The following is a 20,620-nucleotide window of genomic DNA, read 5'->3' as shown; positions in this document are numbered from 1 at the left end:
TCATATTTGGATCTTTCATCGGTATCGGCTTCGATGCGATCCGGGGTAACGAAGCCGGGAGTCTGAACGGGAAGATCTCTCCCGACCTTGCGACAGTAGCTTGCTTCAGTCTATATGAGGCTTTTTCAAACCAGTTAAGCCCGCTTTTTTAATATTCCCTGGCCATTAACTGGTGGGTAAGGGTTAACAGGCTGGCCTTTCTTTCATCACTCACATTGATCTGTGCAAAAAAGGACAAGGCTTTATCCCGGTAATGGTTCATGTGTTCTTTGGCTATTTGCTGTATATGCAGGGTATCGTAAATTGCCCTAACGGTTTCTACCTTTTCTTGTGCATTAAATGCTTTAGCATTGGTCCAGGTATTCAATGTAGCTTTGTGATCGCCTTCAGCAAGTTCAAGAGCTTTTAGCAATAAGAAAGTTTTTTTATTGGCAATAATATCGCCACCAACCTGTTTGCCAAACTTTTCAGGATCAGCATAAACATCTAAAATATCATCCTGCAGTTGAAAGGCAATGCCTATGTTTTCACCAAATTGTTCAATGAGGTTGGCATCTTTTGCCGGTGCACCGGCAATTATTGCCCCTAATTTAAGTGCGCCTCCCAGAAGTACGGCTGTTTTAAGTCTGATCATGTTGATATACTCCGCAATACTTACATCATCACGTCCTTCAAATTCCATATCCAGCTGTTGCCCCTCGCAAACGCCTTGAGCAGTACTATTAAAAGTATCAAGCGAATCTTTCAAAAAAACTGGATTTACTTTCGCCAGGTTTTTATTGGCTTCTACCATCATCACGTCACCGCTTAAGATAGCCACATTGGTGCTCCACTTTTCGTGTACGGTTGCCTGGCCTCTGCGTAATGGTGCATTATCCATGATATCATCATGTACAAGAGTGAAATTATGGAAAATTTCGATGGCCATAGCAGCATGTACAGATTCATTGGCATCTGTACCAAACAATTCAGTAGCCATAAGTACCAACAGGGGCCTTACGCGTTTGCCGCCGAGGTTAATAATGTAACTGATTGGATCGTAAAGTTGTTTCGGGTAACCTGGTAAATTTAAATTTTGTATTGCGGTATCTAAAATCTGCTGTAATTGTTCTGTCGTATGCATGTTCTGTTTCAACATTGTGTTTCAGGCACAAATGTCTTAATTTTTTAATCAGGAATTAGGGTGAAATCGATCTGACGTTTAGAAAGGTCAACTTTTTTTACACGGATCATTACTTCATCACCCAGTTGATATTTTTTCTTTTTTCTTTGGCCGACAATACAATAGTTTTTTTCGTCCAGCACATAAAAATCATCAGATATATCACGTAAACGGATCATACCTTCGCATTTATTCTCTTCAATTTCTACATACATGCCCCATTCGGTAACGCCAGAAATAACACCCTTGTATTCGGTACCGATATTGTTTTCTAAAAATTCGGCCTGCTTGTACTTAATTGATGCTCTCTCAGCTTCAGCCGCACGTTTTTCCATTGCCGAAGAATGTACAGAAGCAACTTCATAAAATTCCATATCGGCCGATTTGCCCCCATCTAAATAGGTTTGCAGTAAACGGTGGGCCATTACATCAGGATAACGGCGGATTGGCGAGGTAAAATGTGTATAATAATCAAAAGCCAAACCATAATGACTTGTTTTTTTTGTGGTATAAATGGCTTTGGCCATAGAACGGATGGCCAGTGAGGTTAAAATATTCTGCTCTTTTTTGCCTTCAACATCGGCCATTAAATGGTTGAGTGATTTGGCAATTTCCTTATCAGATTTGGTGTTGATCCTGTAACCAAAACGGGAAGCAAAGTTGGCAAAAGTTTCAAGGGTTTCCATATTTGGCGAATCGTGTACCCGGTAAACAAAAGTTAATTTTTGCTTACCCTTACTTTTTTTGGCAATAAATTCAGCTACTTTGCGGTTGGCCAAAAGCATGTAATCTTCGATCAATTTGTGGGCATCTTTGCGTTCTTTAACGTAAACGCCTATAGGTTTACCCGCTTCATCGAGTTTAAATTTAACTTCGGTGCTTTCAAAGCTGATGGCACCATTTTTAAACTTGCGGTCGCGCAGGATGTAAGCCAGCTCGTTCAGTTTTTGTATTTCGGTTGCGTAATCGCCGGTTTTGTTTTCAATTACTTCCTGTGCTTCCTCGTAGGTAAATCTGCGATCGGAGTGGATTACGGTGCGGCCATACCATTCGTTTTGGATGTTTGCCTGCTCATCGAGTTCAAAAACTGCAGCAAAACATAATTTATCTTCATGCGGACGAAGCGAGCATACGCCGTTACTTAAACGCTCAGGCAGCATTGGGATTACACGATCAACAAGGTAAACCGAAGTCGCGCGGCTGTAAGCTTCTTTATCAAGTTCAGTTCCCTGGAGCACATAATGTGAAACATCGGCAATGTGGATCCCGATTTCATGGTTTCCATTTGGTAGTTTCTGGTAAGAAATGGCATCATCAAAATCCTTTGCGTCAGCCGGGTCAATAGTGAAGGTTAACACCTTTCTAAAATCTTTGCGTTTAGCAATCTCAGCAGCAGAAATTTCTTCCGGAATGGCATTGGCTTCTTTTTCTACCTGTGCAGGAAACTCGAGCGGAAAGCCATATTGAGCCAGAATGGCGTTCATTTCGGTGTTGTTTTCACCTTGGTTGCCCAGCACATGTTTTACAATACCTACCGGATTTTTAGCGCTTTCTGGCCAGTCGGATAATGTTACCAATACCCGTTGGCCGCTTTTTGCGCCATGGGTATCAGCCAGTGGTACAAAAATATCATGCATCATTTTTTTATCGTCGGCAACGACGAAAGCAAAGTGATCTGATATTTTAATCACACCTGTAAAATCTGATTTTGCTCTTTTAATGATTTCGACAACCTCGCCATCATTTTTCCGGCCACGCTTTTTGGCAAAAACATAAGCTTTTACCGTATCGCCATGCAGCGCATTTTTAAGCTTGCGGGGAGCGACAAAAATATCTTTTTCAAACTCGTCTTCAGGAACGATATAAGCTGAACCATCTGCCGTCATATCTACGGTGCCAATAATAAAGTTCTGCAGTTCTTTAAGTTTAAATTTACCTTTTTGCGGTTCCAGGAAAATGCCGTCATTTTTTCCTTCTTTTAATATCTCTAAAATCGTTTCTCTTGATTCCTGATCATTTAGGTTCAATTTGGCCGAAACCTGTTTATAATTGAGCAACTGATTATTGTTTTTTTCAAAAATATCACTAACCAATTGATTCAGAACCAATTTTATATTTGCCGATTTTTTCTTTGCCATACGCTAAACTGAATTTATCGAAGATACAGAAAAGATAGGGAAGTGGCAGGATTTGCCGTGTAAAATGTAGGTACGGGGTTTGAGATTCGAGATATGAGATATTAGATTGGAGATGTGAGATGAAGATTCCAACTATGATTTTGTTAATTTAAGTTCAACATAGGTAACGTTTTTACGCTCAGCTGTATAACTGATATGGATGTTTCCATTTTTATCCTGAATAATGGCTGGGTAGCTATATTCGCCTTTTAAATGGTTTTCGAGGGTGTAAATATCTTTCCAGTTTTTACCATCGGTTGATATGGCCAGCTTTAATACTGAGCGGCCTTCCCACCAGTTTTTACCCGCGGTTAACGGATTATAAACCAGCAATTGATGGCCGTCTTTCAAAGTTACCGCATCGCTGCCCGAATTTGGGTTAGGCAGTTGGGTAGGTTTTAGTTTTGACCAGGTTTCCCCATGATCTGCAGACCAGCTTTCTACAATCACATTTTGGCGACTCCTGCACAGTAATTGTAGTTTTCCATTGGGGTATGTAATAATGGAGGGCTGGATAACGCCAAAGGTATCGCAGTTGATCTGAATTTTTTTCCAGTTTTTGCCATTTGCATCTGTTTTTTCGATATGGATATGCCACGTTTTTTCATCCTGACTTTCGGTGCTTGACGGATAGAGGATGGTTCCGTTTGCCAGTTGGATGGGTTTGTTTTTGATAGGTCCCAGGAAATTTTCCGGTAATTTTTTAGCTTCAGACCAGCTTTTACCATTGTTGGCAGATGTTTTATATTCGGCCCACCAGGTACGGGGATTTAAGCCTACTTTGTAATGTAAAAATAAGATGCCGTTTTTTGCTTTAAAAAGAACCGGATTCCAGCAGGCAAAACGGCTGGAATCGTTTTGTATCCCGTTGGCAATTTCAATAGGCTGGCTCCATTCGGTGCCGTCTTTTACTGCCGACCAAATAACCACGTCTTTGCTTCCTTCATGTTTGCCTCCAAACCAGGCAGCCATAATTTTTCCGTTTCCCAGATCAACCAGTGTTGAAGCATGGCAGGCTTCGAAAGGCACCTGCTTAAAAATAGGGCCTGATTGTATTATTTCTACTTTTTGCGCGTAGGTTGCTATGTAAAGCAGCAGTATAACAGTAATAGAAAAAAATCTTTGCATAATTTATGGCTGGCCGGGAATAGCGGCGATAAGTTTCCGGGTATATTCGGTCTTAGGGGCATTAAACAATTCTTCAGGGAAGCCTTCTTCTTCAATTTTACCTTTATTCATCACTAAAATCCGGTCAGAAATATGCTTGATTACCGCCAGGTCATGTGAAATGAAAAGGTAAGTGAGGCCAAACTCTTCCTGTAAGGACCTGATGAGGTTGAGTACCTGCGCCTGAACTGATACGTCAAGCGCTGATACAGATTCATCGCAAATGATAAATTTAGGCTGTAATGCCAAAGCCCTGGCAATAACCACGCGTTGCCGCTGGCCTCCGCTAAACTCGTGTGGGTAGCGGTTAAAATGCCCGGCTTTTAAACCAACTTTGTCTAAAAGTTCTATTACTTTCTGTTTGCGTTCGGTATCATTTTGATAAAGCCCGTGTACCTGCAAGGGTTCCATTATAGATTGTCCGACGCTTAATTTAGGGTTTAACGACGCGTAGGGATCCTGAAAAATAATCTGGATATCCTTTCTGAGTTTTCGCAATTCATTTTTGCCTAGGTGTGTTATGTCTTCTCCGTTAAATATAACGGAACCCGAAGTTGGCTGGATTAGTCTGAGGATAGTGCGCCCCAGCGTAGTTTTCCCGCAACCCGATTCGCCTACAAGGCCCAAGGTTTCTCCCGGAAAGACGTCAAAATTCACACCATCTACCGCTTTAACATAATCGTTAATTTTACCGAATAAACCATTGCTGACAGGATACCAGGTGCAGATATCCTTAATTTGCAGCAATGGTTTTTGCTGATATAAGGTTTGCCTTCTTGTTGCAATTTCTGTTGCTGTTAACTGGTTTGAAGCCAGCAGATACGCAGGTATGTCTCTGGTTTCGCTGTTTAAAAAATCAGCTACGACCGGTAATTTTTTTAATTGTAAATTCGGCGAGGGCCTGCAGGCCAATAAACCTTTGGTATAAGGGTGTTGCGGATTTTCAAACACCGATTTTGCTGGTCCCTGTTCCACAATTTCGCCCTTATACGTCACGGCCACTTGGTCGGCAATTTCATTTACTACACCTAGATCGTGCGAAATAAAGATCATGGCCATGTTGCGCTCCGTTTTGAGCTTAAGGAGCAATTGTAAAATCGTTTTCTGAACGGTTACATCCAAGGCAGTAGTAGGCTCGTCGGCAATGAGGAGTTTCGGGTTGCAGCTCAAAGCCATGGCAATCATCACCCGCTGCTTCTGTCCGCCTGAGATCTGGTGTGGATAACTGTCAAATATTTTTTCCGGCCGCGGAAGCTGCACTTCGTTAAACAGGGCAATGGTCTGTTTTTTTGCTTCGGCCTTATCTACCTTTTGGTGCAGGATAATGGCTTCGGCCACCTGATTGCCGCAAGTAAAAACAGGATTAAGTGAGGTCATGGGTTCCTGAAAAATCATCGAAATCTGATTCCCCCTGATTTGCCTGATCTCGTTAGCATTTAAGTTAAGCAGGCTGATGTCTTCAAATTCGATATCACCCGTGATTTTTGCCAGACCCTCATCATGTAAACGCATAATGGAAAATGACGTAACCGATTTGCCGGAGCCCGATTCGCCTACTATACCCAAAACAGTACCTTTTTTAACATTAAAACTTATGGTTTTAACGGCATTGAACCAGCTTTTATCTTCCTGGTTGTAGAAATTGATATTTAAATTTTTAACGTTTAGCATTAAATCTTACTGATTACAATTTCTTTTGAACCTGACTCTAAACTATTGCGTTCATCTAAATGATAATGGCAACCGGGGGAAGTTTCGGCATGTGCCAGAAAAAGCAGCTGTTTTGCTAAAGAAATTAAGCCGGCATGGTTGGCTGAGATCATAATCTGATCATTCAGAACTTCGCTTTTAATTATAAATCCATCTTCCCAGATCGAAACAGCACCCCTTTCTTTAGCGTATTCGGGAATGTTTATTTTTAATTCTGCCATCAGGTTACAATGGTAATATTTTCTTCCGGAATTATATCCATTCCTTTAAATTTTAACAGTACTTGTGCGGTAGTAATTACATCTTTCTGGCAATAGGTCACAATCCGGGGCAGGTTTTTTTCTTCATAATATACCTGTTTTACCTGACTGCCGTTAATGTCATCTTTTGGCGTTGGGATATCAAGAATGGCAGCAAGCAGGTTAAGCGAGGTGAAATGTTTGTAGTCGCCAAATTTCCAGAGTTCCATGGTATCAATATGATTAACTTCCCAGGGTCTTCTGCCCGATAATTCCAGCTGTGCAGGAATTTCTATCTGGTTAATTAAAAGCCTGCGGCACAGGTATGGAAAATCAAATTCCTTTCCGTTATGGGCGCAGAACATCAGGTTAGGTGTTTGCTTATAAAGCAGCGCTGCAAATTCAGAAAGTATTAGATGTTCATCGTGCCCCGAAAAGGATTTGATGCGCAGTTTGTGCGTGTTTTCCTCAATATAGAAAATGCCCAGGCTGATGCAGATAATTTTACCAAATTCAGCCATGATACCTGCACGGTCGTAAAAGTCTTCAGCACTTTGCTCGCCATTGCGTTGATAATGCGTTTTTTGTTCCCAAAGTTCTTGAAAATGGGGTGGTACTTCCTGAAAAGAAGCATATTGCGGAACGGTTTCAATATCAAGCACCATTACCTGGCTCAGATCTAGCGTTTTTAACATATAAACAGTTTTCAGTTAACAATTTACAGTTTTCTGTTTATAATTAAAGCAGGTGGAAAATATTTTATCAGATTTCGATAGGTTGAATAACAAAATCCAACAATTTCTAACAGATATTATGATGCTACGATAAAAAAAGTATGCTGTTAGAAAGGTGATGGCACATTATTCGAATAATCTCAAACTCACTTGATGGCCAAAAATCGTATAATATGTTTATAAATAAAGGCCGTACAATCAGTTTTTATCGTACGGCCTTTATGTTTTTAGTTAACTAAAATCTATGGTGAATCAGGCTAATTTACCTAAAGCTTCCTTAATTCTCCTCAAAGCTTCAACCAAACTTTCATCTGAAGCGGCATAAGATAAACGGATGTAATTATTGTTGCCAAAAGAATCGCCACCTACGGTTGCCACGTGACCAACATTTAATAAATATAAAGCTAAGTCTGAAGAATCTTTGATGACATTTCCGTCAGCATCTTTTTTACCAAAAAAAGAACTGATTTCAGGAAAAAAGTAAAAAGCCCCATCTGGAAGATTAGTTTTTACACCCGGAATATCATTTAACAGGTTGTAAACCAATTCTCTGCGGCGCAAAAATGCTTCTTTCATCTCTAGCACACTCGCTAAGCCTTGCTCGTAAGCTACAATCCCGGCCCTTTGGGCAATGGAACATGTGCCCGAAGTGGTTTGTCCCTGTAATTTATCGTTCGCAGCAGCAATCTCTTTATTTGCTGCAATATAACCTAACCTCCAGCCCGTCATGGCAAAAGCTTTAGAGAAACCATTAACGATAATTACGCGGTCTTTAATGCTGTCGAACTGCGCAATAGACTCGTGTTTATCTACAAAGTTGATATGCTCGTAAATCTCATCGGAAAGGATGTAGATGTTGGGATGTTTTTCGAAAACAGCTACCAATGCCGCTAATTCTTCTTTGCTGTAAACCGATCCTGTTGGATTACATGGCGAAGAAAACATAAATAATTTCGATTTCGGTGTAATAGCGGCTTCCAGTTGTGCCGGCGTAATTTTAAAATCACTCTCTATATCTGTATCTATGAAAACAGATTTTCCTTCTGCCAGGGTAACCATTTCCGAATAAGAAACCCAGTAAGGCGTTGGGATAATGACTTCATCGTCCGGATCGATCAAGGTGAGAATAACATTTGATAAAGATTGTTTTGCACCTGTTGAAACAACGATCTGCGAAATATCATAATCCAGGTTGTTTTCTGTTTTCAGCTTGTTAACAATGGCCTGGCGTAGTTCCGGATAACCTGGTACTGGCGAATAACGGGTATAATTTTCGTCCAATGCTTGTTTAGCAGCATTTTTTACGTGCTCTGGCGTGTTAAAATCGGGTTCACCAACACTTAAACTGATTATATTAATGCCCTTTGACGCTAGTTCGCGACCAAGTTTGGTCATTTTAAGGGTTGCAGATTCTGATAGACTGTTGATTCTTTTAGATAAGGTGCTCATGGTTAATTACTTTGACCGCAAATATATAAACCAAATATTATTCTGCACTAAAAAAGACGCAGTTTTTCTCATTTAATTTATCCGATAAGCGTATTTTTGAAAAAAATATTCGTGTGTCGGTAAAAAAGAAAGCAATAATAATTTCCCTTGTTGTGAGCGTGGTGCTAATGTTGGCTAAGTTTCTTGCGTATTTTATCACAGGTTCAAATGCGATTTTAACTGATGCTGCTGAGAGTATTGTAAATGTAATTGCCGGTAGTTTCGCCTTTTATAGCATTTACCTAAGTACGCGGCCGCGCGACGAAAACCATCCTTACGGACATGGAAAAGTGGAATTTTTTTCTGCTTTTGTTGAAGGAATCCTCATTCTGATTGCGGGAGTAGTAATTATTTTTAAATCATCATACAATCTTATTTATCCTCATGTAGTGGGGGAACTGTTAACCGGAACGTTGATAATTGGAATTACTGGAGTAATTAATATGATTGTAGGCTTATACCTGATCAATGTAGGTAAAGATCAGCATTCAATTACTTTGCAGGCTGATGGGCGACATTTATTAACTGATACTTATACCAGTGTAGGGATTGTACTGGGCTTGATTTTAATTCAGCTGACAAATATAATTTGGCTGGATAGCTTCCTTTCTGCTTTGGTCGGCTTTTATATCATTTATTCGGGTTATACGCTTACCCGAGGTTCGGTAGGAGGCTTAATGGATGAAAGTGATTTTAAACTGGTTGAAGAAGTAGTGGAAGTGCTGCAAAAAAACAGGCATAATCCATGGATTGATGTGCACAACCTGCGCACACAGCAATATGGACCTGAATTCCATATCGATTGCCACGTAACATTGCCTTATTATTTTGATTTAAACCAGGTTCACCGGGAAATCTCTCAGATTGATGAACTGATTAATTCTAACGGTGTACGTAAAGCTGAACTGTTTATCCATGCCGACCCTTGTTTGCCTGAGTGTTGCCATTACTGCCATATGAGCGAATGCCCGGTGAGGGCGGAGGCTTTCAAAAAAGAAATTGTTTGGACACCTGAAATCGTAATCAAAAACAAAAAACATTTCGATAATGAGCTACTTTAATGTCCGTGTTTACGGGATCTTGATTAACCACCATAATGAGGTTTTAGTAAGTGACGAAGAGGAATATGGAATCCGTTTCAGTAAATTCCCAGGTGGCGGTTTAGAATTGGGTGAAGGTTTGATTGATGGATTAAAGCGCGAATTTATGGAAGAGTGCCAGGCCGAAATAGAGGTATTATCACATTTTTACACGACAGATTTTTACGAAAAATCATCGTTTAACGATAGCCAGGTGATCAGTGTATACTATCTGGTTAAGGAAAAAGCACCCCTGCAGTTAGCATTTAAACAAACCATTTACGATTTCGATGGAGAGGGGGAGATCCTTCAGGCTTTCAGATGGGTAAAAATTGATGATTTAAATCTCGATGACATCACCTTTAAAACAGATAAAACTGTAGCTCAGCTTCTAAAAAATCAATATAAATCATAAATTCTGATGTCCGATATCTCCAAACCCCAAACTCCAAACTCTGAACTTAATTTAACTGAGCGCGATAAAAAGGTTATCTGGCACCCTTATACCCAAATGAAAAACGCTTTGCCGCATATTCCGATTGTGCGGGGAGAGGGCGTTTATGTTTTTGATGAAAACGGCAAAAGGTATATTGATGCGGTTTCATCATGGTGGGTGAATATCCATGGCCATGCACACCCTCATATTGCAAAAAAGGTAGCCGAACAGCTTTCGGTACTTGAGCATGTAATTTTTGCAGGCTTTACGCACGAACCTGCCGTATTGCTCGCGGAAAGGCTATTGCCCATATTACCAGGTAAACAGGAAAAAGTTTTTTATACTGATAACGGTTCAACAGCGGTTGAGGTAGCTTTGAAAATGTGTTTGCAGTATTGGGACAATAAGGGGAAGCCTAAAACCCGGATTCTGGCTTTTAAAAATGCCTATCACGGAGACACTTTTGGCGCCATGTCTGTAAGTGGGCGCAGTATTTTTACAGATGCTTTTAATAGTTTGTTGTTTGATGTAGATTTCATCGATCTGCCTGGTGAAGATAATATCTCATATCTAACCGCTTACATCTCACATCTTACCGATACAGCATGTTTCATTTTTGAACCCTTGATTTTAGGTTCTGGCGGTATGCTGATGTATGAAGCAAAATATCTTGATGAACTAATTGCTGCCTGTAAGCAAGCAGGTATTTTGATCATTGCTGACGAAGTAATGACTGGTTTCGGCCGAACGGGCAGTTACTTTGCCTGTGATAAACTAAGCAATAAACCCGATATTGTTTGTTTAAGTAAAGGTTTAACCGGTGGAACTATGCCGTTGGGAATCACAACCTGTATCAATGAAATATATGAAGCTTTTTTAAGTGATGATAAATTAAAAACGCTTTACCACGGACACTCTTTTACTGCAAACCCGATTGCTTGTGTTGCTTCTTTAGCAAGTTTAGATATTCTGCTGCAAGATGAAACAATGGCTAACATTAAAAGGGTAGAGACCAAACACGCCCTGTTCTTACAAGATATAAAGGCGCATCCTAAAGTTAAAGCGGTTAGGCAAACAGGAACCATTATTGCCATTGAATGGGAAACCGGAAATGAAACTTCTTATTTAAGTAACCTTCGTAACCTATTGTATACGTACTTTTTAGACAGAGGAATTATATTGAGGCCTTTAGGGAATATTATTTATATTCTTGCCCCTTATATCATTAGTGATGAAGATCTTGATTATATCTATACAACTATAAAAACAGCCTTAGAAGACGTGTAAATATTCTAGGTCGTAGCGAGAAGCTACGACCAGTGATCAGATTATATCTATTCAAATATAAAAAAGGCCTTAGCAGAAGTGTAAATATTTTAGGTCGTAGCGAGACGCTACGACCAGTGATCAGACACTATAACCACTTATCAGTTTTCTACGAAAAGAAAACTAACCCAAAGGCATCTTACTCATGTCCATGTAAAGAATATTCCATCTTTGGCCATCCAAATCAACAAAACCACAACCGTACATCCAGCCATCTTTGTAACCAGGTTCTCCGTAGAGTGTGCCACCGGCATCCACCACTTTTTGAGCAAGGCTATCTACCTCTTCCGGACTTTCTGCATCGAAAGAAAATAACACTTCGCCTCCATTACGTCTATCGGCAATGTTCATACCTATAAAACTCTCATACAGATTTTCTTCGAAAAGCATGATTGCGAAGTTGCTTTCTCCTACTAAAAGGCAGGCCGAATCCGCTCGGGCGCCATATTGCAGGTTAAGGCTGAAGCCTAAAGCTGTAAAAAACGCCTTAGATTTATTGATGTCCTTTACCGGAAGGTTGATCCATAGTGATTTTGTCATAACGTTTATATTTTGTTTAAGGTAAAGATAGGTAAGTGATAGATAGGACTAGCTTGCTAAAAACGAAAATTTAGAGGGTTGTTTGAGACAATTAGTGTTTCCCTGTTTTTATTCATCAATGGTAATTAAATTATAAGTAATGATTTACGACGAAATTTAATAGCTATTGAAAATGTGCTTCGGCAACTGTTCGCCAATCTGTAATGTTAATAATGACAATTTTTCGTTACTATCATGAAAATAGAGTGTGTTCGACTCTAATTTAAATGGAAGCTCTTCAGGCATATCAAAGTAATATTGCGCGTTAACTTTTTTACTTGAATTGTAAAATATCAGTTTGCTCTGTCCGTGGTATACAATATCAGCCCTAAATCTCATAAATTCTGTAACAACATAAAATCTAACCTTACCACTTGTATCTGATATTTTTCCAAGATAAGTCGACTTTAAATCGCCTCCTTTTGATTTTTTAAAGAGACTTTTCCCGATATTTTGCTGATTCAAATCAATATTTGGGCTATTGTTACTCTGACCCAAACACCACGATGATATTAGTGATAATAGTAAAATTGAAATAACCTTGAGTAGCACTGGAAATAAGTTTTTACAATTTATACAATTTCTGCGGGTTTTGCTCTGCGTAATTTAGAATTAAGTTTAAAATGTAACTATTGGATTGATAGGTTGCTAAATCATTTTTAATTGGCGCTAATCCATCTGATAAATAATTTTGATCCGTAAAGTAACCCATGCCATAAAATTTCCCGTTTTCTACTAACAAACAACTGAATTCATCTTCCTTTCTTCCGTCATCTACCAATGCAAAGCTGGGTTGCTGGTTTTGAACATCCATCAAGGCCGCATTTAGTTTTTTGTTGTAAACACTTACCGTTTCTATTCCACTGCATGCACCAAAACATTGTCCATTCTCATGCGCATAACATTTGGTTGCTGTTTTCTGCAGATAGCAGAGCTTGGCACAAAGCTGGTATTTATCAATCAAATGATTTAAAAAGTTATAACCTTCCAGTAAACTGTTAAAACTTTGCAGGGCATTATTGTTCTTTTTGTGTTTATCTATTGCTAAGCGCAAATAGCCGTTTTGGTCTTCGAAAACGTATAAGTCATATTTATGTTCATAACGTTTCATTGCCCGGTTGTTTTCAGGCCAGAGACGTTTAATTTCATTGGCTTCTAAAATCAGGGCCATCAGTTCGGTTCCACACGTTACATAATCTACATGATGGATGTTACGTAGAAATTCCTGACGCTGCCGATTGGGTGTATTACCGGTAAAGTGACTGGTTACCCGTTTCTTAAGATTTTTTGCCTTTCCGACATAAATAATTTTGCCTTTATTATCCTTGAAATAATAAACGCCAGGCTGTTGGGGCAGTTTCAGGATAGACGCTTTATCTAAATGAGGAGGTAAAACCTGCTCTTTCGATGTTTTTTTAAGCATTTCTGCGATGACGCCCTCCCGGTCGTACTCCAGCAACAAATTGAACAGGATACTGGTTGCGTCCGCATCTCCTGCAGCGCGATGCCGGTTTTGAATGGGGATCTGTAAGGCTGTACAAAGCTTTCCAAGGCTATAAGACGATTTACCCGGAATTAATTTTCTGCTCAATCTTACGGTACACAGCTTTTTGCATTGTAAACCATATCCTGAAGCTGCCAGATGATGCTTTAAAAAGGAATAGTCGAAATTAACATTGTGCGCCACAAAAACCTTATTACTTAAGAGTTGATAAATCTGTAGTGCAACTTCGTCAAATGTCGGGGCATCCATCAACATGTCATCATCAATTCCGGTAAGTGCCGTAATGTGCGCAGGTATTGGCTGCCTGGGATTAATCAGCGTAGTATAAGATTCAACGATTTCGTTACCATCATGAATGTTAATGGCAACTTCGGTAATGCCATTTGCCGAGGCATGACCACCAGTGGTTTCAATATCTACTACTGCGTATAACATTAAAATAATTTGAATTACAAATTTATACTAAAATAATTAGTATAAGAAATATTTTGATTATTTCTTTAACACAAAAAAAGCGGTTACCTATTTAGCGTAACCGCTCTGAAATTTGTATATTACTATTATTTAAGTTTATTAAGCAATTTGCTTAAGTTAGGTTTAATACCCACAGAGATGGGTACAGTATTAAAGGTCCTGTCCTGTATTTTACTAAAACCATACATGTAACCGGCTTCAACAAACAAGTTGGCACCTCCAATATTGTATTCTATACCGGCACCACCTTCAGCAATCCCTAAACCATTAGATTTATTATTTTGTATAACCTGTAAGCTTGATGAATTAACTGTCGCCTGAGGAGTCAGGATAAACCCGCCACCTGCACCGGCAAAACCATAAAATGCCCACTTGTTAACGATTTTACGGTAACCCAAGGCTACGTTTAACAGATAGGTAGTTGCTCTTCCTTTCTGTAAGGTATAATTGTAACCTTCATCTGGCGTAATCTGATTAAAAGTGAAAGCATGTAAGCTTACTTTTGGATAAAGGAACAAACCATCATTACCCAAACCTAAATTCAGGCCTAACGAAGTTGAGAATTTTGGTTTAAAATAATCTGAGGTCTCGCCCACAGGGAATGCAAATCCGATCCCGCTCATGGAATAAAGTTTATCTGGCCTGCTTTGTGCCATGATCCTGGGTGAAGCCATGATCAATAGTAGTAGAAAGGTTGGAAGTAGTTTTAAGCTCATACTTTAATTTTTTTAATTTTCCATTAATGCACCTACTTTTCGAAGTAAATCTGTGATGTTGAAGGGTTTTTCCAAATAATCATCGGGATGGTATTTTTGTGATGCAATATAATTTTCATCATACCTGGCCGATGCCATAATAATAGGTATGCCAGCTGTTTCAGGGTTTAACCTTAATTCTTTAAACACAGCCCGGCCATCCATTCCATTCAACATGATGTCCAGAATAATCAGATCGGGTCTGAAATCTTTAATGGTTTTAAAAATATATCTTGGAGAAAGTAATGGGTAAACCTTATAATGTTCAGTCTCTAATACCTCCTGGAAAACTTCTAATACATCTGGATCATCATCCACAACCAACACTCTTTTCAAAACAGATAAAATCAATTAAATAATAAAATAGTTTATCCTAATACAAAGTTTTGAACGTAATGTTTCAATCCTGCATCAAAATGTGTTGCAGGTGTTGATATCAGACGGTTAAATGCTACATCAGGGTGTTTGGATGAGCATCTTTCTGTAAAGAATTCTGTTCGATAAATTTTGAAAAAAGTTCTATATAAGTTTGTGAAACAGTGAAAGATGTCTCACCCGAAAGGAGTATTTTGTCGTCAAGAACACTTTTAATGTATTGCTTTGCAATCACTACCGTTGGGGTGATCTGAATAAAAGCTGGATTCTCCTTTAGCATCTTAAGCGTTTTCGTGAAGTTATATTTCGAACTCAGGAAAGTATTTTTTGTGGTTTTAAATTGAATGTCTTCACCTATTTCTTCTATAGCAATCAGCTCATTCAAATCTATCCTTACCAGGTCGCCATTTTCTCCCTTTAGGGGTATATAGAAAAAATGTTCATCTAAAATAGAAAAAGGATGTCTGGTTCTTGTCCCGGTGGGATAAAGGTTGTTTATCGTTTTTGCCAGATGTATAATAGAGTAGGGCTTAAGCAAATAAGCATCTGCCTGTACCTTAAAGGCATCGAGTGCATACCTGGTATGTGCTGTGGTAAAAACCAGATAATTTGTTTTTTGCCTTAATAAGCCGGCCAGTTCGATTCCGGAAAGCGAAGGCATTTCAACGTCCATAAAAATAATGTCGACCTGGTTGGACGCCGTTATTTCTGAAAGGGCTTGAAGCGGTTCGGTAAAAGTTTTGATGAGCTTTAAGTCAGGAAGTTTTTCCATATATGTCACCAAGCTCTCCAAGGAATGAGGGTCATCATCAATCGCAATGCAACTTATCGACATTTTTTATAGGTTAGTTGGTGCAAATTACAATTTCATTAAATAAAACAAAAGAAAAACACGTTGCGGAAGTATTTTTTTATGTATTTGAAAAGTTGATATTCTTTTAAATCGTATATACCTATTATAGGGACTCATGACTTGCCATTATCTAGCATTCAGTTTTACTTTTGAATTTCATCAACTTTTTAATTCGATCTTATCACTATTATTTCTTCAGGTTACAAATGGTACCGCCAGGTATACAACAGATATTAAGCTTACTTATTAATGTATGAAATGCCAGAATTCAGGATGCTGCAAATGTAATTTTTTAAATAGGTCATCTGCGGGACCTTAAGTTTAAGGCTGATTTACTGTACATTTAATCAAAAACTTTTTTACCTGCTTTTTGTTTAAGTTTTTATTGTATATATTTAAACAAAAATGACCTACTCTATAGCAGATCTTGAACAGCTGTCCGGCATCCAGTCTCATACCATCAGGATCTGGGAGCAACGTTACCATGCACTGAGTCCGTTGAGATCTCAAGGCAACACGCGTTTATACGATGATCAGCAGCTTCGGAAACTGTTAAATATTGTAAGTTTAAATAAAAGTGGTTTAAAAATTTCAAAAATATGCAGCCTTTCGGATAGCGAAATGGATAAACTGCTTGATGAACAGTTCAATTATTCTCTTGGCGATAAACAAGACGATTATTATGTTGCACAATTGATTAAATATGGACTGGCTTTTGATGAACACGTTTTTAATGAGCTAATGGACCAAAGCATTAATCAATTTGGACTTTCTAACTGCTACCGGAAAATAATCTATCCTTTATTGTTACGCTTAGGGTTGATGTGGCGAAAAGATGATATCTGCCCGGCACATGAACACTTTTTATCCAATATTATCCGCCAAAAAATATTTACCCATATTAACAATCTTCCTTTAACGGAAAATTCCGGGCAAAGCTGGCTGCTTTTTTTACCTGAAGATGAGGACCATGATATCGGACTGCTTTTTGCCAGCTACATGCTGAGGATGCAACATCATCACGTAATTTTTTTAGGTAGCAGAGTTCCGCTGGATTCGATTGAGCGCATATTTTCTACGTTAAATGTAGGTCATGTTATGCTTTTTATGATCAAATCGAGGTTAGCGCCTGCGGCACAACAATACATCGATCAACTGTCTGAAATTTGCTCGGACACAAAAATCCATCTCGCCGGGAATAGTGAGGTGATTGGTAAGCTTGAACATATCGATCACATCAATTGGATTAAAACGCTTGATGAATTTGAAAAAACAATAGAATTACCCTCACATACATGAAAGAAATCTTCGATCAATTATCTGGCAATTGCAGCCGGCTTACCACTAAGTTATACAGCACAAGCTTTTCTTATGGTATTTATTTTCTCGGCAAAGAAATTCGCCAACCCATACATGCTATCTACGGCTTCGTACGTTTGGCAGATGAAATTGTAGACAGCTTTCATCAATATGACAAGAAATTTTTACTGGAAAAATTTAAGGAGGATACTTTTGAAGCCATTAACCTCGGCATAAGCTTAAATCCTATCCTGAATTCATTTCAAAAGGTTGTCAATCAGTATCAGATAGATGAAGAGCTGATTATCCTTTTTCTCAGAAGTATGGAGATGGACCTGTCCACACAAAAATATACGCCCGAACTTTACAACGATTACATTTTAGGTTCAGCAGAGGTAGTTGGGTTGATGTGCTTAAAAGTTTTTACGCATGGAAGTGATGTCGATTACGAATATCTTAAACCGTATGCTATGAAGCTGGGTTCTGCATTTCAAAAAGTTAATTTTTTGAGGGATGTTAAGGCTGATCATCAAACACTTAGCCGAAATTATTTTCCCAATGTGAACTTGGCTGTATTCTGCGATCAACAAAAACAGGAAATTGAAGAAGATATTGAAAAGGAATTTGCTATTGCGCTAACTGGTATCAAACTGCTGCCTGCCTCTTCCAGAAACGGCGTCTATTTATCTTATATCTACTATAAAAAGTTATTCGCGAAGATAAAGCGCTTAAGTGCAGAGAAGATTATGACCGAACGGATCAGGATTTCGAATACCCGTAAGGTTGGGTTGATGTTTGATTCGCTGATCCGCAATAAGCTAAATGTAATTTAAATGGAAGAACAAGTTATTCTCGTAGATGAGGAGGATGTGCCGAAAGGGCAGATGGATAAAATGGAAGCCCACGAAAAAGGTTTGTTGCACCGTGCCTTTTCCGTTTTCATTTTTAATTCCAAACTTGAGTTGTTACTGCAACAAAGAGCGATGAGTAAATATCATTCGAGGGGCTTGTGGACGAATACCTGTTGCAGCCATCCGAGAATTGGCGAAAGTAATATGCAGGCCGCTAAAAGGAGGTTAATGGAAGAAATGGGGATGGATTGCGAATTAAATTACCTGTTTAAATTTGCCTATAGAGCGACATTCGAAAACGGCTTAACTGAACATGAGATCGATCATGTGTTTTTTGGTATGAGCGACAAATTACCGGTGATCAATCGTGAGGAAGTAGAAGCCTTTAAATATGTTGATCTGGATACCTTAGCGCAGGATATCGCGCTTAATCCCGACGCTTACACCCCCTGGCTGAGGATCTGTTTGAACGACGTAATCGCACATGCATCAACGGCACAAATAAAAAACGGGCATACAGCCTAAGCCATATACCCGTATCTAAATTAACGCTCTCGAGGACAAATATAAGGCTAGTTTGGAAAACTCCAAAAATTATTTTAAATAAAACATTTCTTTTACTTTAAGATTATAATTATTGTTATGAGTGGGCGCCAGCTGAATTTAATTCGCTGATATTTAGTATTTTAATTGTTGCGTAAAAACAGAATATTTATAGTTTTTTGTATTAACTATAAATTTTTTGACATTTTTTGCAAAAGTAAGTCTGGCGGTGTGTTTTGCCCAATTCTTTTTTATCGATTTTATGTTTAAGAGGACAAACTTTCTGGTTATATACCTCCCAATGTTTACTTAACGTATTTTCCTTTTTCCATTTTAAAAAATCAAAACTATAATTCCTGGCCTCGGTAACCAATGCCTTTAATTTTACAGGCGACAAGTCTTCAACTTTATTTAGTGGATGTATGCGGGTACGGTATAAAACTTCATTTTTGATAATGTTGCCCAATCCGCTGAAAATTTGCTGGTCGAGCAATACGTCGCAAACCATTGCCTGAGGTTTGTCTTTCAGTTTTTTAATTGCTGCCTTGCTATTCCATTCATCAGCCATTACGTCGTTTTCCCAGGAGTAATGTTCTTTGACGTTTCCTTCCAAAAGGTCAACTTTGCAGGTATAAAAGTTTAATTCATCTTTTTTAAAAACAATGCCGAGTTTTAAAGGTGTTTTTTTTCGGGCATTAATAAGATAGCTGCCAAAAAGCATGAAATGGATCCGGATGGTAAAATCCTTGAAACAGATCAAAAAGTGTTTTCCCCAGCTTTTAAAATCCTCAACCTTTTGATGGAATAATTTATCCTTATCAAAATTGTTTACATTACCCGTTACTTCCAGCACCTCGGGCTTGCCTAAATGTAACTCTTGTATTAAATCTTTTAAAATTACGATTGATGGACCTTCGGGCATATTATGTTTCTTCTATTTTTTGAAATTTAAATTTATCTTTAATATTGCTATTAAAATATCGCCCTTTTGATCCTGACGCCTTTAACATCTTGTAGATATTTTCAGGAACATTTTTGTATAGATAAACCATGTCGGTCACAAAAATGATTTTTAAGGTTTTTGTAACTTCATCATAACTGAAATACTTAATTACTGATGATGGCATAACAATAGGTTATGATTTCAAAACATCAGTAATTAGAATTGGTTTCAGTCATTTTTTAGCGTTGATTCCTCTTTCTGAACTTTTATTTTTTCTTTCTTCAGATCAATGCGGATAATGTTATACAAGCTCATGTAAACATTTGCTATCCATACGATGGAGAAAAACGCGATGATATAACCACGCCAGTCTGGATAAATTAAGGTAAACCTGGTAATGAAAAGCAAGATCAAAGTTACATAGTGGCTAAAACAGTATTCACAGGTAAATACATAAAAAAACTTCCTTTTTAACAGTTTATTGCAGTTTTTAGAACGGTCTACACAAAATTCACGGGCTTCTCTGAAAATCTCTTCCTTTGTAACTGTCCAGGCGATGCAGGCTACGGGCAAAGCCATAAAAAAAAGATAATACAGGTGTGTTTCCATAGTAATTAAATCAAGATATAGATACAACCTTAATCCCTCGAAAATGTTTAATTAAGCAGTAAACATTTTAATTGCCTGTATGTTAATTAAAAAATAACTAATTGACAATGTTATGGAAAGATCAGAAATCATATCTCTACTTGAGGTAATCAATCAACAGGTTAGTTCTTCGGTTTTGGGCGGGATGGAAGAAGAATATGAAGAATTGGAAAGTATGGGGCTAATTAAGATTAATCGCGAATCGGTACAATGGTCATCTGCTATAACGCCTGCAGGCATAGCCTATTTAGGGCATGATTGATGCGCTTATTTAATAC

22 protein-coding genes are annotated in these 20,620 nt (G+C 38.4%); 7 read left to right on the top strand and 15 right to left on the bottom strand.

The window, feature by feature from the left end:
* Nucleotides 1–148: 148 nt before the first annotated feature.
* From BM107_RS21940 to BM107_RS21910, 7 genes are all read right to left on the bottom strand, one after another.
* Nucleotides 149–1,138, bottom strand: a complete 990-nt coding sequence (locus tag BM107_RS21940; RefSeq protein ID WP_090987347.1) for a polyprenyl synthetase family protein — start codon at nt 1,136–1,138, stop codon at nt 149–151.
* A gap of 29 nt (nt 1,139–1,167) precedes the next feature.
* Nucleotides 1,168–3,300, bottom strand: a complete 2,133-nt coding sequence (gene rnr / locus BM107_RS21935; RefSeq protein ID WP_090987345.1) for a ribonuclease R — start codon at nt 3,298–3,300, stop codon at nt 1,168–1,170.
* A gap of 132 nt (nt 3,301–3,432) precedes the next feature.
* Nucleotides 3,433–4,467, bottom strand: a complete 1,035-nt coding sequence (locus BM107_RS21930; protein WP_090987343.1) for a sialidase family protein — start codon at nt 4,465–4,467, stop codon at nt 3,433–3,435.
* A 3-nt stretch (nt 4,468–4,470) separates the two neighbouring features.
* Entirely contained in the window at nt 4,471–6,177 is a 1,707-nt protein-coding gene (locus BM107_RS21925; RefSeq protein WP_090987341.1) for an ABC transporter ATP-binding protein, read from the bottom strand.
* Nucleotides 6,177–6,437, bottom strand: a complete 261-nt coding sequence (locus BM107_RS21920) for an Imm32 family immunity protein (RefSeq protein ID WP_090987339.1) — start codon at nt 6,435–6,437, stop codon at nt 6,177–6,179. Before BM107_RS21920 ends, BM107_RS21925 begins: the two co-directional genes overlap by 1 nt.
* Nucleotides 6,437–7,150 carry a 3'-5' exonuclease gene (locus tag BM107_RS21915; RefSeq protein ID WP_090987337.1) on the bottom strand — a complete coding sequence of 238 codons (714 nt, stop codon included), beginning with the start codon at nt 7,148–7,150 and terminating at the stop codon, nt 6,437–6,439. Before BM107_RS21915 ends, BM107_RS21920 begins: the two co-directional genes overlap by 1 nt.
* Before the next feature lie 291 nt (nt 7,151–7,441).
* Nucleotides 7,442–8,638 (bottom strand): pyridoxal phosphate-dependent aminotransferase, encoded by a 1,197-nt coding sequence (locus BM107_RS21910; RefSeq protein ID WP_186462382.1) that lies wholly within the window; start codon nt 8,636–8,638, stop codon nt 7,442–7,444.
* Between the two features lie 113 nt (nt 8,639–8,751).
* Here BM107_RS21910 and BM107_RS21905 point away from each other — a divergent pair, with 113 nt between their 5' ends.
* The 3 genes from BM107_RS21905 to bioA are packed head-to-tail and all read left to right on the top strand — an operon-like array spanning nt 8,752 to nt 11,479.
* Nucleotides 8,752–9,738 carry a cation diffusion facilitator family transporter gene (locus BM107_RS21905; protein WP_090987335.1) on the top strand — a complete coding sequence of 329 codons (987 nt, stop codon included), beginning with the start codon at nt 8,752–8,754 and terminating at the stop codon, nt 9,736–9,738.
* Nucleotides 9,725–10,171, top strand: a complete 447-nt coding sequence (locus BM107_RS21900; RefSeq protein WP_090987333.1) for an NUDIX domain-containing protein — start codon at nt 9,725–9,727, stop codon at nt 10,169–10,171. The genes BM107_RS21905 and BM107_RS21900 overlap by 14 nt, the downstream gene beginning before the upstream one ends.
* Nucleotides 10,172–10,177: 6 nt before the next feature.
* The gene (bioA, locus tag BM107_RS21895) at nt 10,178–11,479 is read left to right on the top strand and encodes an adenosylmethionine--8-amino-7-oxononanoate transaminase (protein WP_090987331.1); all 1,302 of its coding nucleotides are present in this window, start codon (nt 10,178–10,180) and stop codon (nt 11,477–11,479) included.
* Nucleotides 11,480–11,641: 162 nt separating this feature from the next.
* On the opposite strand, the gene BM107_RS21890 is transcribed toward bioA, so the two are convergent.
* The 5 genes from BM107_RS21890 to BM107_RS21865 all read right to left on the bottom strand — a co-directional run bounded on the left by BM107_RS21890 (nt 11,642) and on the right by BM107_RS21865 (nt 16,040).
* Nucleotides 11,642–12,058: a VOC family protein gene (locus BM107_RS21890; protein ID WP_090987329.1), complete on the bottom strand. Its 417-nt coding sequence runs from the start codon at nt 12,056–12,058 to the stop codon at nt 11,642–11,644.
* A 604-nt stretch (nt 12,059–12,662) separates the two neighbouring features.
* Nucleotides 12,663–14,036, bottom strand: a complete 1,374-nt coding sequence (locus tag BM107_RS21880; protein WP_090987326.1) for an exonuclease domain-containing protein — start codon at nt 14,034–14,036, stop codon at nt 12,663–12,665.
* Nucleotides 14,037–14,161: 125 nt separating this feature from the next.
* Nucleotides 14,162–14,791, bottom strand: a complete 630-nt coding sequence (locus BM107_RS21875; protein ID WP_134203517.1) for an outer membrane beta-barrel protein — start codon at nt 14,789–14,791, stop codon at nt 14,162–14,164.
* A 12-nt stretch (nt 14,792–14,803) separates the two neighbouring features.
* Nucleotides 14,804–15,157: a response regulator gene (locus tag BM107_RS21870; protein ID WP_244278888.1), complete on the bottom strand. Its 354-nt coding sequence runs from the start codon at nt 15,155–15,157 to the stop codon at nt 14,804–14,806.
* Nucleotides 15,158–15,281: 124 nt separating this feature from the next.
* Nucleotides 15,282–16,040: a LytR/AlgR family response regulator transcription factor gene (locus BM107_RS21865; RefSeq protein WP_090987320.1), complete on the bottom strand. Its 759-nt coding sequence runs from the start codon at nt 16,038–16,040 to the stop codon at nt 15,282–15,284.
* A gap of 423 nt (nt 16,041–16,463) precedes the next feature.
* Between BM107_RS21865 and BM107_RS21860 the strand changes: the two genes are divergently transcribed.
* Genes BM107_RS21860 through idi form a run of 3 tightly spaced genes read left to right on the top strand, consistent with a single transcriptional unit; the run spans nt 16,464 to nt 18,733 of the window.
* Complete coding sequence (locus BM107_RS21860) at nt 16,464–17,357, top strand: MerR family transcriptional regulator (RefSeq protein ID WP_090987318.1); 894 nt, start codon at nt 16,464–16,466, stop codon at nt 17,355–17,357.
* Entirely contained in the window at nt 17,354–18,190 is an 837-nt protein-coding gene (locus BM107_RS21855) for a phytoene/squalene synthase family protein (protein WP_090987317.1), read from the top strand. The genes BM107_RS21860 and BM107_RS21855 overlap by 4 nt, the downstream gene beginning before the upstream one ends.
* On the top strand, nt 18,191–18,733 hold the full coding sequence (gene idi, locus BM107_RS21850; RefSeq protein WP_090987315.1) for an isopentenyl-diphosphate Delta-isomerase: 543 nt from the start codon (nt 18,191–18,193) through the stop codon (nt 18,731–18,733).
* A 202-nt stretch (nt 18,734–18,935) separates the two neighbouring features.
* On the opposite strand, the gene BM107_RS21845 is transcribed toward idi, so the two are convergent.
* Genes BM107_RS21845 through BM107_RS21835 form a run of 3 tightly spaced genes read right to left on the bottom strand, consistent with a single transcriptional unit; the run spans nt 18,936 to nt 20,303 of the window.
* A complete protein-coding gene (locus BM107_RS21845; RefSeq protein ID WP_090987313.1) occupies nt 18,936–19,673 on the bottom strand; it encodes a DNA-formamidopyrimidine glycosylase family protein in 738 nt (245 codons plus the stop codon).
* Nucleotide 19,674: 1 nt separating this feature from the next.
* Nucleotides 19,675–19,878 carry a KTSC domain-containing protein gene (locus BM107_RS21840; RefSeq protein ID WP_090987310.1) on the bottom strand — a complete coding sequence of 68 codons (204 nt, stop codon included), beginning with the start codon at nt 19,876–19,878 and terminating at the stop codon, nt 19,675–19,677.
* A gap of 44 nt (nt 19,879–19,922) precedes the next feature.
* Nucleotides 19,923–20,303, bottom strand: a complete 381-nt coding sequence (locus BM107_RS21835) for a hypothetical protein (protein WP_090987308.1) — start codon at nt 20,301–20,303, stop codon at nt 19,923–19,925.
* 112 nt (nt 20,304–20,415) lie between these two features.
* On the opposite strand from BM107_RS21835, the gene BM107_RS21830 reads away from it, so the two are divergent.
* Complete coding sequence (locus tag BM107_RS21830; RefSeq protein WP_090987306.1) at nt 20,416–20,604, top strand: hypothetical protein; 189 nt, start codon at nt 20,416–20,418, stop codon at nt 20,602–20,604.
* Nucleotides 20,605–20,620: the final 16 nt, after the last annotated feature.

The sequence above is a fragment of the Pedobacter suwonensis genome (genome assembly GCF_900111825.1).
Classification (GTDB): domain Bacteria; phylum Bacteroidota; class Bacteroidia; order Sphingobacteriales; family Sphingobacteriaceae; genus Pedobacter; species Pedobacter suwonensis.
This window is presented reverse-complemented; position numbering and strand designations above follow the sequence as displayed.